The 13,408-nt window shown below is 66.8% G+C and carries 10 protein-coding genes and 1 pseudogene; 5 read left to right on the forward strand and 6 right to left on the reverse strand.

The window, feature by feature from the left end:
* From G3N61_RS34580 to G3N61_RS34590, 3 genes are all read right to left on the reverse strand, one after another.
* On the reverse strand, positions 1–953 hold a 953-nt coding region (locus tag G3N61_RS34580; protein ID WP_205824605.1), incomplete at its 3' end, for a TolC family protein.
* On the reverse strand, positions 950–4,123 hold the full coding sequence (locus tag G3N61_RS34585) for a multidrug efflux RND transporter permease subunit (RefSeq protein WP_089452365.1): 3,174 nt from the start codon (positions 4,121–4,123) through the stop codon (positions 950–952). The genes G3N61_RS34580 and G3N61_RS34585, both read right to left, overlap by 4 nt.
* Before the next feature lie 13 nt (positions 4,124–4,136).
* Positions 4,137–5,363 (reverse strand): efflux RND transporter periplasmic adaptor subunit, encoded by a 1,227-nt coding sequence (locus tag G3N61_RS34590; RefSeq protein WP_205824606.1) that lies wholly within the window; start codon positions 5,361–5,363, stop codon positions 4,137–4,139.
* 80 nt (positions 5,364–5,443) lie between these two features.
* On the opposite strand from G3N61_RS34590, the gene soxR reads away from it, so the two are divergent.
* Together soxR and G3N61_RS34600 are read left to right on the forward strand one after the other, a co-directional pair.
* On the forward strand, positions 5,444–5,923 hold the full coding sequence (gene soxR, locus G3N61_RS34595) for a redox-sensitive transcriptional activator SoxR (protein ID WP_205824607.1): 480 nt from the start codon (positions 5,444–5,446) through the stop codon (positions 5,921–5,923).
* Positions 5,924–5,951: 28 nt separating this feature from the next.
* Positions 5,952–6,128: pseudogene (locus G3N61_RS34600) on the forward strand (LysR family transcriptional regulator); the annotation flags it as partial.
* Positions 6,129–6,141: 13 nt separating this feature from the next.
* Here the strand turns inward: G3N61_RS34600 and G3N61_RS34605 are convergent.
* On the reverse strand, positions 6,142–6,795 hold the full coding sequence (locus G3N61_RS34605) for a TetR/AcrR family transcriptional regulator (RefSeq protein WP_043179666.1): 654 nt from the start codon (positions 6,793–6,795) through the stop codon (positions 6,142–6,144).
* Between the two features lie 147 nt (positions 6,796–6,942).
* Here G3N61_RS34605 and G3N61_RS34610 point away from each other — a divergent pair, with 147 nt between their 5' ends.
* Both G3N61_RS34610 and G3N61_RS34615 read left to right on the forward strand, forming a co-directional pair.
* Positions 6,943–8,235 (forward strand): NAD(P)/FAD-dependent oxidoreductase, encoded by a 1,293-nt coding sequence (locus G3N61_RS34610; RefSeq protein ID WP_205824608.1) that lies wholly within the window; start codon positions 6,943–6,945, stop codon positions 8,233–8,235.
* A gap of 44 nt (positions 8,236–8,279) precedes the next feature.
* Positions 8,280–8,678, forward strand: a complete 399-nt coding sequence (locus G3N61_RS34615) for a DUF3331 domain-containing protein (RefSeq protein ID WP_089452362.1) — start codon at positions 8,280–8,282, stop codon at positions 8,676–8,678.
* A 29-nt stretch (positions 8,679–8,707) separates the two neighbouring features.
* Here the strand turns inward: G3N61_RS34615 and G3N61_RS34620 are convergent, their stop codons facing one another.
* Both G3N61_RS34620 and ggt read right to left on the reverse strand, forming a co-directional pair.
* The gene (locus G3N61_RS34620; RefSeq protein WP_043179672.1) at positions 8,708–10,036 is read right to left on the reverse strand and encodes a dicarboxylate/amino acid:cation symporter; all 1,329 of its coding nucleotides are present in this window, start codon (positions 10,034–10,036) and stop codon (positions 8,708–8,710) included.
* Positions 10,037–10,260: 224 nt separating this feature from the next.
* Positions 10,261–12,012, reverse strand: a complete 1,752-nt coding sequence (ggt, locus tag G3N61_RS34625; protein ID WP_205824609.1) for a gamma-glutamyltransferase — start codon at positions 12,010–12,012, stop codon at positions 10,261–10,263.
* A gap of 363 nt (positions 12,013–12,375) precedes the next feature.
* Here ggt and G3N61_RS34630 point away from each other — a divergent pair, with 363 nt between their 5' ends.
* Positions 12,376–13,254 carry a MurR/RpiR family transcriptional regulator gene (locus G3N61_RS34630; protein WP_205824610.1) on the forward strand — a complete coding sequence of 293 codons (879 nt, stop codon included), beginning with the start codon at positions 12,376–12,378 and terminating at the stop codon, positions 13,252–13,254.
* Positions 13,255–13,408 lie beyond the last annotated feature (154 nt).

Raw genomic sequence — 13,408 nt, forward strand, 5'->3', positions numbered from 1 at the left:
GCCGCGACGTCGGGCCGCCGCCGCAGCAGGTCGCCCGGCGTGCCGGGAGCGATGTCGGCGGCCAGCGCCGGCAGCGGCACGGGCGTGCCCGCTGACACGGCTGCCTTCGGCAGATCGAAGCGGCCGATCAGCGCGTCCGGCGTCTGCCCGGTCAGCACCGCGAGCCGGTGCTCGTCGACGCCGATCGCCGCTTCGTACACGGCGATCCGCGACGTCGTCGATTCGTACTGCGCGCGCGCCCGCGCCGCATCCAGTTCGGAGCCGCGCCCCGCACCGACGCGCGCATTGATCAGTGCGAGCGTCTGTTTCTGGTTGTCGGCGTTCTCGCGCGCGATCCGCAGCCGCTCCTGCGAGCCGCGCAGATCGACGTACGTGCTCGCCACCTCGCCGGCGATCGCGACCCGCACCGCGCGCACGTCCGCCGCGCTGGCGGCCGTTTCCGCACGCTGCGACTCGATCGACCGGCGCACGCGGCCGAACAGGTCGAGCTCCCACGCCGCATTGATCCCGACGCTCGACGTCGGCGTATCGCGCTGGCTGCGCGGCGCGCCGAACGCCTGATCCTTGCTCATCAGCTGATGGCCGATCTTCCCGCTCGCGGTGATCGTCGGGTAGCGGTCGAACGTGGCCTGCGACAGCAGCGCATTCGATGCGTCGTAGCGCGACACGGCGACCTGCAGGTCCTGGTTCGCCGCGAGCGCCGTGTCGATCAGTTGCGTCAGCGTCGGATCGCCGAAGCCGCGCCAGAACGTGGCATCGGCATCGGCCGACGCGTCGGGCGGCGTATCCGGCGTCGTACCGGACGGCGACGCATCGCGCGGCGACGCCGGATGCGCGTCGCGCGCGAACCGCGCGGTCGTGGCCGTGTCGGGCCGCTTGAAATCGGGGCCGACCGCGCACGCGGCGAGCGTCACCGACATCGCGAGCGCGGAAAGACGAAAAGCGGCGCTCATCGGTTTTCTCCTTCGAGGGTGCCGTGGTGTTCGCTCCACACGGCCGGTGTGCCGCCCGCGAGTTTGCGGATCGCCACATAGAACACGGGCGTCAGGAACAGCCCGAACAGCGTGACGCCCAGCATCCCCGCGAACACGGTGATGCCGGTGGCCGCCCGCACTTCGCTGCCCGCGCCGCCGCCGATCAGCAGCGGCACCGAGCCCGCGATGAACGCGACCGACGTCATCACGATCGGGCGCAGCCGCAGCTTGCACGCTTCGAGCGCGGACTCGATCACGCCCTTGCCCTGGATTTCGAGCTCGCGTGCGAACTCGACGATCAGGATCGCGTTCTTGCACGCCAACCCCATCAGCACGACGAGACCGACCTGCACGAACACGTTGTTGTCGCCACCGGACAGCCATACGCCGAACAGCGCGGCGCAGATGCACACCGGCACGATCAGGATCACCGCGAGCGGCAGCGTCCAGCTCTCGTACAGCGACGCAAGCACGAGGAACACGAGCATCACCGCGAGCGGGAACACAACGATCGCCGCGTTGCTCTGCGTGACCTGCTGGTAGCTGAGGTCGGTCCATTCGAGCGTGATGCCCGGCGGCAGCACGTCCTTCGCGATCTGCTGCAGCTTCTCGATCGCCTGCGACGACGACATCACCTTCGGATCGGCGTCGCCGATCAGGTTCGCGGCCGGATAACCGTTGTAGCGCACCACCGGGTCGGGCCCGTACGCGGGCGCCACCGTCACCATCGAGCCGATCGGCACCATCTCGCCCTTCGCGTTGCGCGTGCGCAGGTTCGCGATGTCGGCGGCCGTCTGCCGGTGACCGGCATCCGCCTGCGCCATCACGCGGTACACGCGGCCGAACAGGTTGAAGTCGTTCACGTACATCGAGCCGAGATAGACCTGCAGCGTGCTGAACAGGTCGGTCAGCGCGACACCCTGCGCCTTCGCCTTCAAGCGGTCGACCTTCACCTCGAGCTGCGGGATGTTCGCCTGGTACGAGCTGACGGGGTAGCTCATCCCCGGCGTCTTCGCGACCGCGGACTGGAACGCGGTGAGCGCGTTCTGCAAGGCGCCGTAGCCGAGCCCGCCGCGATCCTCCAGATACAGCGAATACCCCGAGCCGTTGCCGAGGCCCTGGATCGGCGGCGGCATCAGCGCATAGGTAATACCGCCACCGATCGCGGAGAAGCGCGCGTTCAGGTCCGCGTTGATCTGCGCGGCACTGCGGTGGCGCTGGTCGAACGGCTTCAGGATCACGTACGAGTTCGTGATGTTCGGCGTGTTCACGCCCTGCAGCGCATTCAACCCGGCAAACGCCGGCACCATCTCGACACCGTCGGTGCCGAGCGCGATCTTCGTCATCTGCTCGGTCACCTCGCTGGTGCGCGCGAGCGATGCGCCTTCCGGCAGCTTCGCGCCCGCGAACAGGTACAGCTTGTCCTGCACGGGGATGAAGCCGCCCGGCACCGCGTTGAGCAGCAGCGCGGTCGCCGCGAGCAGCGCCGCGTAGACCGCGAACACCACGCCGCGCCGCTTCAGCGTGCGGCCAACGAAGCCGTGATAGCGATCGGAACTGCGGTCGAAGAAGCGGTTGAACGGATGGAACAGCCAGCCGAACGCGCGGTCGAGCCCGCGCGTGAGCGCATCCTTCGGCGCGCCGTGCGGGCGCAGCAGCTTCGCGGCGAGCGCGGGCGACAGCGTCAGCGAGTTGATCGCGGAGATCACCGTCGAAATCGCGATCGTCACCGCGAACTGCCGGTAAAACTGGCCCGTGACGCCGGACATGAAGGCCATCGGCACGAACACCGCGCACAGCACGAGCGCGATCGCGACGATCGGCCCCGACACCTCGCGCATCGCCTGGTGTGCGGCGTCGCGCGGGCTCAGGCCCTGCGCGATGTTGCGCTCGACGTTCTCGACCACCACGATCGCATCGTCGACGACGATCCCGATCGCAAGCACGAGTCCGAACAGCGTCAGCGTGTTGATCGAATAGCCGAGCAGATAGAGCCACGCGAACGTGCCGACCACCGACACGGGCACCGCGACGAGCGGAATGATCGATGCGCGCCAGGTCTGCAGGAACAGGATCACGACGAGCACGACCAGCACGACGGCCTCGATCAGCGTGTGCTGCACCGCGCGGATCGATTCGCGCACGAAGACCGTCGGATCCCACACGGGTCGGAACGCGACGCCGGGCGGGAAGCGCTTCGACAGTTCGTCGAACTTCGCATACACGGCCTTCGCGACCTCGAGCGCGTTCGCGCCCGGCGACAGGAAGATGCCGACCACCGCCGATTGCTTGTCGTTGAAGTACGAGCGCAGCGTGTAGTCGCCCGCGCCCAGCTCGACGCGCGCGACGTCGGACAGCTTCACGACCTGGCCGTCGTCGCCGGTGCGCAGCACGATGTCGCCGAACTCCTGCACCGTGCGCAGCCGGCCGCGCACGTTGATCGACAGCAGGAAGTCGTTTTTCTTCGGCGTCGGCTCCGCGCCAAGCTGGCCGGCCGACACCTGCACGTTCTGCTCGCGCACGGCGGCAATCACGTCGCTCGCGGTCAGCCCGCGCGACGCGAGCCGGTTCGGGTCGAGCCACAGCCGCATCGCATAGTCGCCGGCGCCGGACAAGCCGACGTCGCCTACGCCCGTGAGCCGTGACAGCTCGTCCTTCACGTGCAGCGTCAGGTAGTTGCGCAGGTACAGCGAATCTCGGCTGTTGTCCGGCGAATAAAGGCTCACGTACATCAGCGGCGTGGGCGACTGCTTCTGCGTGGTCACCCCGTACTGGCGCACCTCGTCGGGCAGGCGCGACAGCGCCTGGCTCACGCGGTTCTGCACGCGCACGGCGGCCGTGTCGGGATCGACGCCCTGCAGGAACGTGACGACGACCTGCAGGCTGCCGTCGGAACCGGCGACCGACTTCATGTACATGATGCCTTCGACGCCGTTGATCGCCTCTTCCAGCGGTTCGGCGACCGATTCGGCGATTTCCTTCGGGTTCGCGCCCGGGTACGTCGCCCGCACGACGACGCTCGGTGGCACGACTTCCGGGTATTCGCCGGCCGGCAGCATCGGAATCGAGATCAGGCCGATCGCGAAGATGACGATCGACAGCACGACCGCGAAGATCGGTCGGTCGATGAAGAATCGGGAGAAATCCATTGCCTGTCTCCCGTCACTGCGCGGCCGGCGCACCGGCATCGGCGATGGCCTGCGTGCCGTTGCCTGCGCCGTTACCCGCGCCATTGCCGGCACCGGCGTCGGCGCGCGCAGGCAGTGCCTTCGGCTTCACCTGCGCGCCCGGATAATAGATCCGCTGCATGCCGTCCACGACCACGCGGTCGCCCGCCTGGATCCCCTTCTCGATGATCCGCTCGCCGTCCAGCCCGCGGCCGATCGTCACGTCACGGCGCAACGCCTTGTCGCCGGGTCCGATCACATACACGTACTTGCGGTCCTGGTCGGTGAGCACGGCCTTGTCGTCGACGAGCAGCGCATCCTGGTCGCGGCCGCTGACGAGCTGCACGCGCGCATACAGGCCCGGCGTAAACGTATGGTCCGCATTCGGCAGCCGCACGCGCGCGCGGATCGTGCCCGTTTGCGGGTCGAGCCGGTTGTCGAGGAAGTCGACGGTGCCGGCATGCGGGAAGCCCGCCTCGTTCGCGAGGCCCACGCGCACCGGATCGGCGCCGATCGCGCGGTGCTTCGGATCGGCACGCCGTGCGTTGTAGCGCAGGTAGCTCTGCTCGTCGCAGTCGAAATACACGTAGACGGGGTTCTGCGACACGACGGTCGTCAGCAGCGTGTCGTCCGCGCGCGCCAGATTGCCGACGGTAGCGACCGCGCGGCCGACGCGGCCCGCGATCGGCGCCCGCACTTCGGTGAAACCGAGATTGAGCTTCGCGTCGGCGACGGCCGCATCGGCCGCCTGCAGGTCCGCACGCGCCTGCTCGGCCGTGGCGCGCGCGTTGTCGAGCTCTTCCTGCGACGTCGCATGCGCATCGATCAGCGTCTGCACGCGCTTGAGCTGCACGTTCGCGAGGCTCGCGGCCGCGCGGGCCCGCTGCAGCTGCGCATTCGCGCGATCGAGGGCGATCCGGTACGGGCGCGGGTCGATCTCGAACAGCAGCGCGCCCTGCGCGACCAGATCGCCTTCCTTGTAGGCGACGCGTTGCAGATAGCCGCTCACGCGCGGCCGCAGTTCGACCGCATCGACCGCTTCGACGCGTCCGTTGAATTCGTCCGCGAGGCGGATCGTGCGCGGCGCGATCGTGGCGACGCCGACTTCGGGAAGGGATTGGGCCGACGACGTGCCTTTGCCGTCGTGACAGCCCGACAACGCCAGCAGCAGTGCACAGGCCGCGCCTAAAGGCGACGTCCTGCGTAGGGATAAGGAGAGCATGATGCCTCGCGACGGGTTAAACTGCCGCGTAGCATAAAAGTTGAAGTTAACTTCAAGTCAAGTTTTCCCGGAGGGGCAACATGGGTATCCAGGAAATCCCGCAATGGCCGCTGATGTCGATTCGCGAAGTGGCCGCGCGCAGCGGCGTGCCAGCGTCGACACTGCGGTTCTACGAGACGCGCGGGCTCATCAAGTCGCAGCGCAACGGCTCGAGCCATCGCCACTATTCGCGCGCGGTGCTGCGGCTGATCGCGTTCATCGTGTTCGCGCAGAAGATCGGCTATTCGCTCGACGAAATCGCCGAGCAGCTCGTCAGCCTGCCCGAGGACACCGCGCCGAGCAACAAGGACTGGCAGCGGCTGTCGCGCGGCTGGAAGCAGCGCGTCGCAAGCCGGATCGAGGAGCTGCAGCGGCTCTACATCAGCCTCGACGAATGCATCGGCTGCGGCTGTCTGTCGCTGAAACGCTGCAAGCTGACGAACCCGGAAGACCGTGCGGGCCGCAACGGGCCCGGCGCACGGCGCTGGCTCGGCGACCCGCCGCCCCCGGACCTCGAATGACCGGCGGACGGGCGCGGTGCGCGATGCGCGCCTGTTCGTGCCGATGCAACCGCAAGGTATTGGGTTCCGCGAACTGAAGGATGCGGGCAGCCCGCTCGCGTACGAGCTGGCGATCGCGTACCGGACGCCATCGCCGCTCGTCGATGCGTTGCGCGAGACCGCGCGAAGCGCGGTGCGCGAACTGGGGCTGGTGCTGGCGGCGTGACCGTGCGCGGCGCTCAGCCGCCGACGACGTTGAACGCGACGTCGACCACGGCCTTCCGGAACGCGTCCGGCTGCGTGGGCAGCGACGTGTACTCCAGCATCATGTGACTGTACGACACAGTCGTGCCGATCGCGCTCGCGATCATGAAGAACAGCACCGTCGGCTCGACCGGGCGGATCACGCCGGCCTCCACCGCATCCGACAGCAGCGGGAACATCACGTCGTAATACGGGCGCACGATCTGCTCCTGCAGCCGGTCGAGCCGCCCACCCACTTCGGTCGCCGCCGTCGAGAAGAACATGCCCATGTCAGGCTCGTCGAACTCGTGGTCGACACACAGCTCGATCGCGCGCCGCACGCGGTCACGATGCGGCAGCGGCGACGTGCGCAGCGCGCGCATCGCCTCGAACATCGGCACGGCCAGCTCGGCGATCTGCTCGACGACCGCCAGCCACAACGTTTCCTTCGTCCCGAAATGGTGCGCGATCAGCGCCGCGTCGACTCCCAGCTCGCGCGCGACTTCGCGCACGCTCGTTGCGTCGTAGCCACGCCTCGCAAACGTGCGGCGCGCGGCCCGCAGTATCACGTCCGGACCGACGGACGCCCCGGCCAGCGGCCGCCCTCGCATACGCCGCTTGGCCGGCGCGCGCTCAGTGACTTCAGCCACGTTCTCCTGCTCTCCTTGAATGATTCGAATGCCCCTGTTCCGGCCCCGCTTGAGCGCCGCCGAAACGGGTGACCTGCCCCACTCCGTTGACACGCGAAGCCGGGAAGCGCTAGGATCATACCTTATTCATCATGTGATGATTTATACATGACAACCCCTACACGCATCGTCATCGTCGGCGGCGGGATCGCCGGACTGCAGCTCGCCACCCGCCTGGGCGAGCGCCTCGGCCGGTCCGGGCGCGCGCAGGTCACCGTCGTCGACCGCAGCCCGACCCACATCTGGAAACCCATGCTGCACACGATCGCGGCCGGTACGCGCGACGTCCAGCAGCAGCAGGTGATCTTCCTCGCCCATGCACGCGACCACGGCTACACGTACCAGCCCGGCGAACTGAAGGGGCTCGATCGCGCACGCCGCCGCGTGCAGCTCGGCGAGATCCGCGCGCAGGACGGTGAGCTGATGCTCGACACGCGCGAACTCGAATACGACGTGCTGATCCTCGCGCTCGGCAGCCAGGCCAACGATTTCGGCGTGCCGGGCGTGCGCGAGCACTGCTATTTCATCGACAGCCAGCAGCAGGCCGAGACCTTCAACGAAGCGTTGCGGATGCGCGTATTTCGCAGCGTCGCGCGCGACGAAGCACTGCGCGTCGCGATCGTCGGCGCGGGTGCGACGGGCGTGGAACTCTCGGCGGAACTGAGCCGGTTGCTGGAAGTGGGACAAGCGTATGGCGACGCGAGGGTGCGCGAGCGGCTGCAGCTCACGCTGCTCGAAAGCGGCCCGCGCATCCTCGCCGCGTTTCCGCCGAGGATTTCCGCGTCGGCGCAGCGGCGGCTCGAACAGATCGGCTTTCATGTGTTGACGTCGACGCGCGTCACGGCAGCCGACGCGAACGGCTTCCACTACGGCGACGGCTCGTTTGCGGAAGCGGACCTGATGGTCTGGGCGGCTGGCGTGAAGGCGCCCGATTTCATGCAGGCGCTCGACGGGCTCGACACGAATCGTGCGAACCAGCTCGTGGTCGGGCCGACGCTGCAGGCCACGGGCGACGAGCACGTGTTCGCGATCGGCGATTGCGCGAGCCTGTTGCCCGACGGCCACGAACGGCCGCTGCCGCCGACCGCGCAAGTCGCGACGCAGCAGGCCGAGCATCTCGCGAAGCACCTGCCTGCGTGGCTCGACGGCACGCCGATTCCGCCGTTCGCGTTCCACGATTTCGGCGCGCTCGTGTCGATCAGCGACTACGACGCGTTCGGCACGCTCGGGCAGTTCGGGTTCTTTCGCGGCGGCTTCATCCAGGGGCGCTTCGCGCAGTTCAGCCACCTGATGCTCTACCGGCGGCACCAGCAGGCGCTGCACGGCTTCCCCAAGGCGACCCTGCTGTGGATCGCCGAACGGATCAACGGCTGCGTACAGCCGCGCATCCGCCTGTCGTGATGCCGCACCTGGCGGTGTCGCGTAACGTTTAGAGGAAAACTGACATGAACAACCGTATAGCGCCCTGGCTCGTGACCGTCGCCGCGATCGGCAGCTTCGACATGCCGTCCGTCTCGTGGGGCGTGCCGCGGCGGCGCAGCGTCACGCGCGACCGGCTGCCATCGTGGGACGCGACGAGCAAGCCGTCCATCAGCGTGCTCGAACGGCCCACGGCCGACACCGTGATGATTTCATGGTGCGACGCCTGCACGGGGCACTACGGTTACCAGAAGTGGCGGCTGTTCACCACGCGCAAGCGCGGTGTGTGCGCGCTGTCGGGGCGGCCGATCGAGATCGGCGACAGTGTCTTTGCGCCGCAATTGCTCGGCTCGACGCCGGGCAACGCCGCCGCGATGGTGCTGGCCGCGTGCATCGACGCGGCCCGCCCCGCCGAGGCGGCCTGAGGGCCGGGAATTCGGCCCGGGATTCCGCTTCAGGCAGTGGTGACGCGATCCGCATCGCGGACCGCCTCGCTCATCCGCGCTTCGGCTTCCGCATCCAGCCGCGCCGCATTCGCTTCGGCTTCCGCTTCCGGCATCAGCTCGCCTTCCCATTTCGCGACCACCGCGCTGGCGATCGAGTTGCCCACCGCGTTCGTGGCCGAGCGGCCCATGTCGAGGAACGTATCGACGCCCAGAATCAGCAGCAGCCCCGCTTCCGGGATGTTGAACTGGTGCAGCGTCGCGGCGATCACGACGAGCGACGCACGCGGCACGCCGGCCATGCCTTTCGACGTCAGCATCAGGATCAGCAGCATCGTGACCTGCGTGCCGAGCGACAGGTGAATGCCGTATGCCTGCGCGATGAACAGCGACGCGAACGTGCAGTACATCATCGAGCCGTCGAGGTTGAACGAATAGCCCATCGGCATCACGAAGCTCGAGATCTTGCGGCGCACGCCGAACCGGTCGAGCGCATCGAGGATCTTCGGATACGCAGCTTCCGAGCTTGCGGTCGCGAACGACAGCATGAACGCTTCCTTGATCAGCACCAGCAGCTTGAACACGCGGCGGCCGAGGAACAGCAGCCCGGCGGCGACGAGCGTGCCCCACAGCAGGAACAGGCTCAGGTAGAAGTCGCCCATGAACACCGCGAACTTCAGCAGGATCGACAGGCCGTTGATCGCGACGGTCGACGCCATCGCCGCCAGCACCGCGAGCGGCGCGAGCTTCATCACGTAGCCGGTGATCTTCAGCATCACGTGCGCGAGCTGGTCGATCGCCGCGACGAGGATCTTGCCGCGTTCGCCGAGCGACGCGAGCGCCACGCCGAAGAACATCGAGAACACGACGATCTGCAGGATCTCGTTGTTCGCCATCGCTTCGGCGATCGACTTCGGCACCATGTGACCGACGAAATCCTTCAGCGTGAACTTGGACGTCGCGAGATGCGCGGACGCACCGATATCCGGCAGCGGCAGCCCGAGGTTCTCGCCGGGGCGCAGCAGGTTCGCCATCAGCAGCCCGAGCAGCAGCGAGATCAGCGACGCGGTGACGAACCAGCCGAGCGCCTTCACGAACACGCGGCCCACCGACGACGCGTCGCCCATGTGCGCGATGCCGACGACCAGCGTCGAGAACACCAGCGGGCCGATCACCATCTTGATCAGCCGCAGGAACACGTCGGACACCAGCGAGATGTAGCCGGCGATCTCCGTCGCGGCCTGCTTGTCCGGCAGTTGCGTATAGATCATGTAGCCGATCAGGATGCCGGCCGCCATCGCGAGCAGGATCCAGCCTGCCGCGGACATTCGTTTGTTCATAACGGAATTCGACGCACGGGAAGATGTTGACGGATGAAAGGCGCGCATCCCGTGCCGTGCCAGGGGGCGCGCGTGGCAAGCCGGTCGTGCCCGGTGTGTCGGGCACGGGTGCCGGCGCCGGTCAGGCTCGCGGATGTCCGCGAACTGACGTGCTGCCGCCGCACGGCATTCGCGCAGAGGCGAACGCCGGCGGCAGCGATTCAGCTTGATGCAATCCGATCAGGTCAGTAACCGATCGCCGAACCGGCCGGACGGCGCGGGTCGTTGTAGCCGTAGATGAAGCCGACCCGCACGTTGCCGGACACGGACGAATCGTTCCCGGAACTCTGGCGGCTCGCCGCTTCGGTACCCGGCAGGCCGACCATGATCAGCTCGGCGGCGCCCCACGGCGTCTGCTCGACCATCTTGTAGCCCATGTTGCGCAGGATCGCGAGCGTGTCGGGCGACAGGCCGTAGGTTTCGTAATAGACCTCGTCGGGCAGCCACTGGTGGTGGATGCGCGGCGCGGTGACCGCGTCCTGCGGCGTCATCCCGTAGTCGATCACGTTCAGCACCGTCTGCAGCGTGATCGTGATGATGCGCGAGCCGCCCGGCGAGCCGACCACCATGAACACCTTGCCGTCCTTCTTCACGATGGTCGGCGCCATCGACGACAGCGGACGCTTGCCCGGTGCGATCGAGTTGCGCGTGCCCTGCACGAGACCGAACAGGTTCTGCGCGCCGACCTTCACGGTGAAGTCGTCCATCTCGTCGTTCAGGAAGAAGCCCGTGCCCGGCGCGATGACCACGGCGCCAAAGCGGCCGTTGACCGTGTAGGTCGTCGATACCGCGTTGCCGTCCTTGTCGATGATCGAGTAATGCGTCGTCTCCGGCTTCTCGTGCACGCCGACGCCCGGCTGCACGTCGACCGACGGCGTTGCCGTATCGGCATGGATGCTCTTGCGGATTTGCGCCGCGTAGTCCTTGCTCGTCAGCTTCGCGACCGGGTTGTCGATGAAGTTCGGGTCGCCGAGCAGCGTGTTGCGGTCTTCATACGCATGGCGCATCGCTTCGGTCATGTAGTGAACCGCCGCGGCCGAATGGTAGCCAAGCTTGCGCATGTCGTACCCTTCGAGGATGTTCAGCGTCTCGCACATCGTCACGCCGCCCGAGCTCGGCGGCGGAGCCGACACGAACTCGTAGCCGCGATACGTGCACGTCAACGGCGCCATGTCCTGCGCGCGGTACGACGCGAAATCGGCCGCCGTGATCAGGCCGCCGCCCTTCTTGGCCGCGGCCTCGACGATCTTCGGGATCTCGCCGTGATAGAACGCGTCGGGGCCCTGCTCCGCGATGCGCTCGAGCGTGCGGGCCAGGTCCTTCTGCACCAGGCGATCGCCCGGCTGCAGCGGCGAGCCGTCCGGTCGCAGGAAGATGCGGGCCGCATCCGGGTCCGTCTTGAAGCGGTCGATCGTCGTATCGAGGATGTCCGTATCGGCGCGCGTCAGCACGAAGCCGTCGCGCGCGAGCCGGATTGCCGGCGCCATCACCTGCTTGCGCGTCAGCTTGCCGTACTTGCGCTGCGCGAGATCGAGGCCGGCGACCGTGCCCGGCACGCCGACGGCGCGATAGCCGTACAGGCTGTCGTCCTGAATGACGTTGCCCTTCGCGTCGAGATACATGTTCGCCGATGCCGCGGCCGGCGCCGTCTCGCGGAAATTGATGAAGCGGTCGCGGCCATCGGCCAGGTGCACGGTCATGAAGCCGCCGCCGCCGATGTTGCCGCAGCACGGGTTGGTCACGGCCTGCGCATAGCCGACTGCTACCGCGGCGTCCACCGCGTTGCCGCCTTCCTTCAGGATATCGACGCCGATTTGCGACGCGAAATGCTGCGAGGACACGACCATGCCGTTCTTCGCTTCAACCGCGGGGTCCGAAGCGGCGAACGCGCACACGCTCATGGCCGACAACAGGGTGAGTACTACGAGCCGCCTCATGACGGGATCCTCCAGACAAAAAAACCGGGCCAGGCCGGGATGCGCCGCCGCGTGATCGCGTGCCGGCGCTGCCAATCCGACATGTAATAAACCATACATTACGGCGAGGCCGCGATCATAGCACTCGCTTTTTTGCGCTAAAACCTAGGGTAATCACTGAATATATGGCGGTCGTTCCCGGGAGTGGCTTTCGATGTATGTTTGTTTTATTACATAAACGGACGCAACAGGCGATCGAATGATGCGTCCCTCTAATTTCGAGCCGCAGGCGGCCTGCCGCACGTCGATCGGCTAACATGCATGGAGTCGCCGGCAGACACCCGTCTGCCGTTTGTCATTCAGATCAGAAAGCTGGAGTGCCCGATGGGGACGAGCATCAGGGCGTTGCTGTTATCCCAGATGGATAGCTTCACGCCGTCGGAACAGAAGGTCGCGCAGGCGTTGCTGGACCGCTACCCGAGCCTCGGGCTCGGGCCGATTGCGAGCTTTGCCAAACAGGCTGAAGTGAGCGACCCGACCGTGTTTCGCTTTGTCATCCGGATCGGCTTTCCGAATTACTCGTCGTTCCAGCAGGCGCTGTACGGCGAGATCGACACGGCGATGAATTCGCCGCTCGCGCGGATGGACGCGTTCCATTCGTCCGCGGGCATGCGCGACAGTCATTCGGCGATTTTCCAGCGGCTGTCCGGGTCGCTGGCCACCACGATCGAAGGGCTCGATGCGGCGGCGTTCGACGCCGCGGTGGCGCTGCTGGCCAATCCGGATGTGCGTGTCTTTTGCGGCGGCGGGCGTTACACGGCACCGCTCGCGTCGCTGTTTTCGTTCACCCTCGCCTACGCGCGGCCACATGTTCAGTATGTCGAACCGAATGTGAACCTCGCGTCGGTTGCGCTGGCGGACATGGGGCCCGGCGACGTGCTAGTCATTTTCGATTTTCGCCGCTATCAGCGGGACAGCATCCGGTTCGCGCAGGCCGCGCATCGGCTCGGCACGCGTGTGCTGCTGGTTACCGACGAATGGCATTCGCCGATCGGCGAGTTTGCGGAGATCGTGCTGCGTATCCGGGGGCAGCCGTTTGCGATGCTGCAGACCAACGTGCCGGCGCTCGCACTCGCCGAAGCGCTCGTGATCGGTGTGACGAATCAGCTGCCGGAACTGGCGCGGCAGCGGATGGAGAAGATCGAGCATCTGAATTCCGGGGGGAGCGAGCCAGATATCAGTCAGCGGGATTTGCCGGAGTGAGGGGTGGTTGAAGCATGAGCTTCAAAGCGGGCCTGTCAGTAATTTCGTGTTCAAGGCATATGATGCTCCGAAGGAGACTATATGCCTCGCAAACCGAAAGCCAAACCGGTAGACCTGCCGGCGATTCCCGCCGAGTTGCTTGAGCAATTCGGCA

The sequence above is a fragment of the Burkholderia sp. Ac-20349 genome, assembly GCF_017104865.1.
GTDB classification, from domain to species: domain Bacteria; phylum Pseudomonadota; class Gammaproteobacteria; order Burkholderiales; family Burkholderiaceae; genus Burkholderia; species Burkholderia aenigmatica.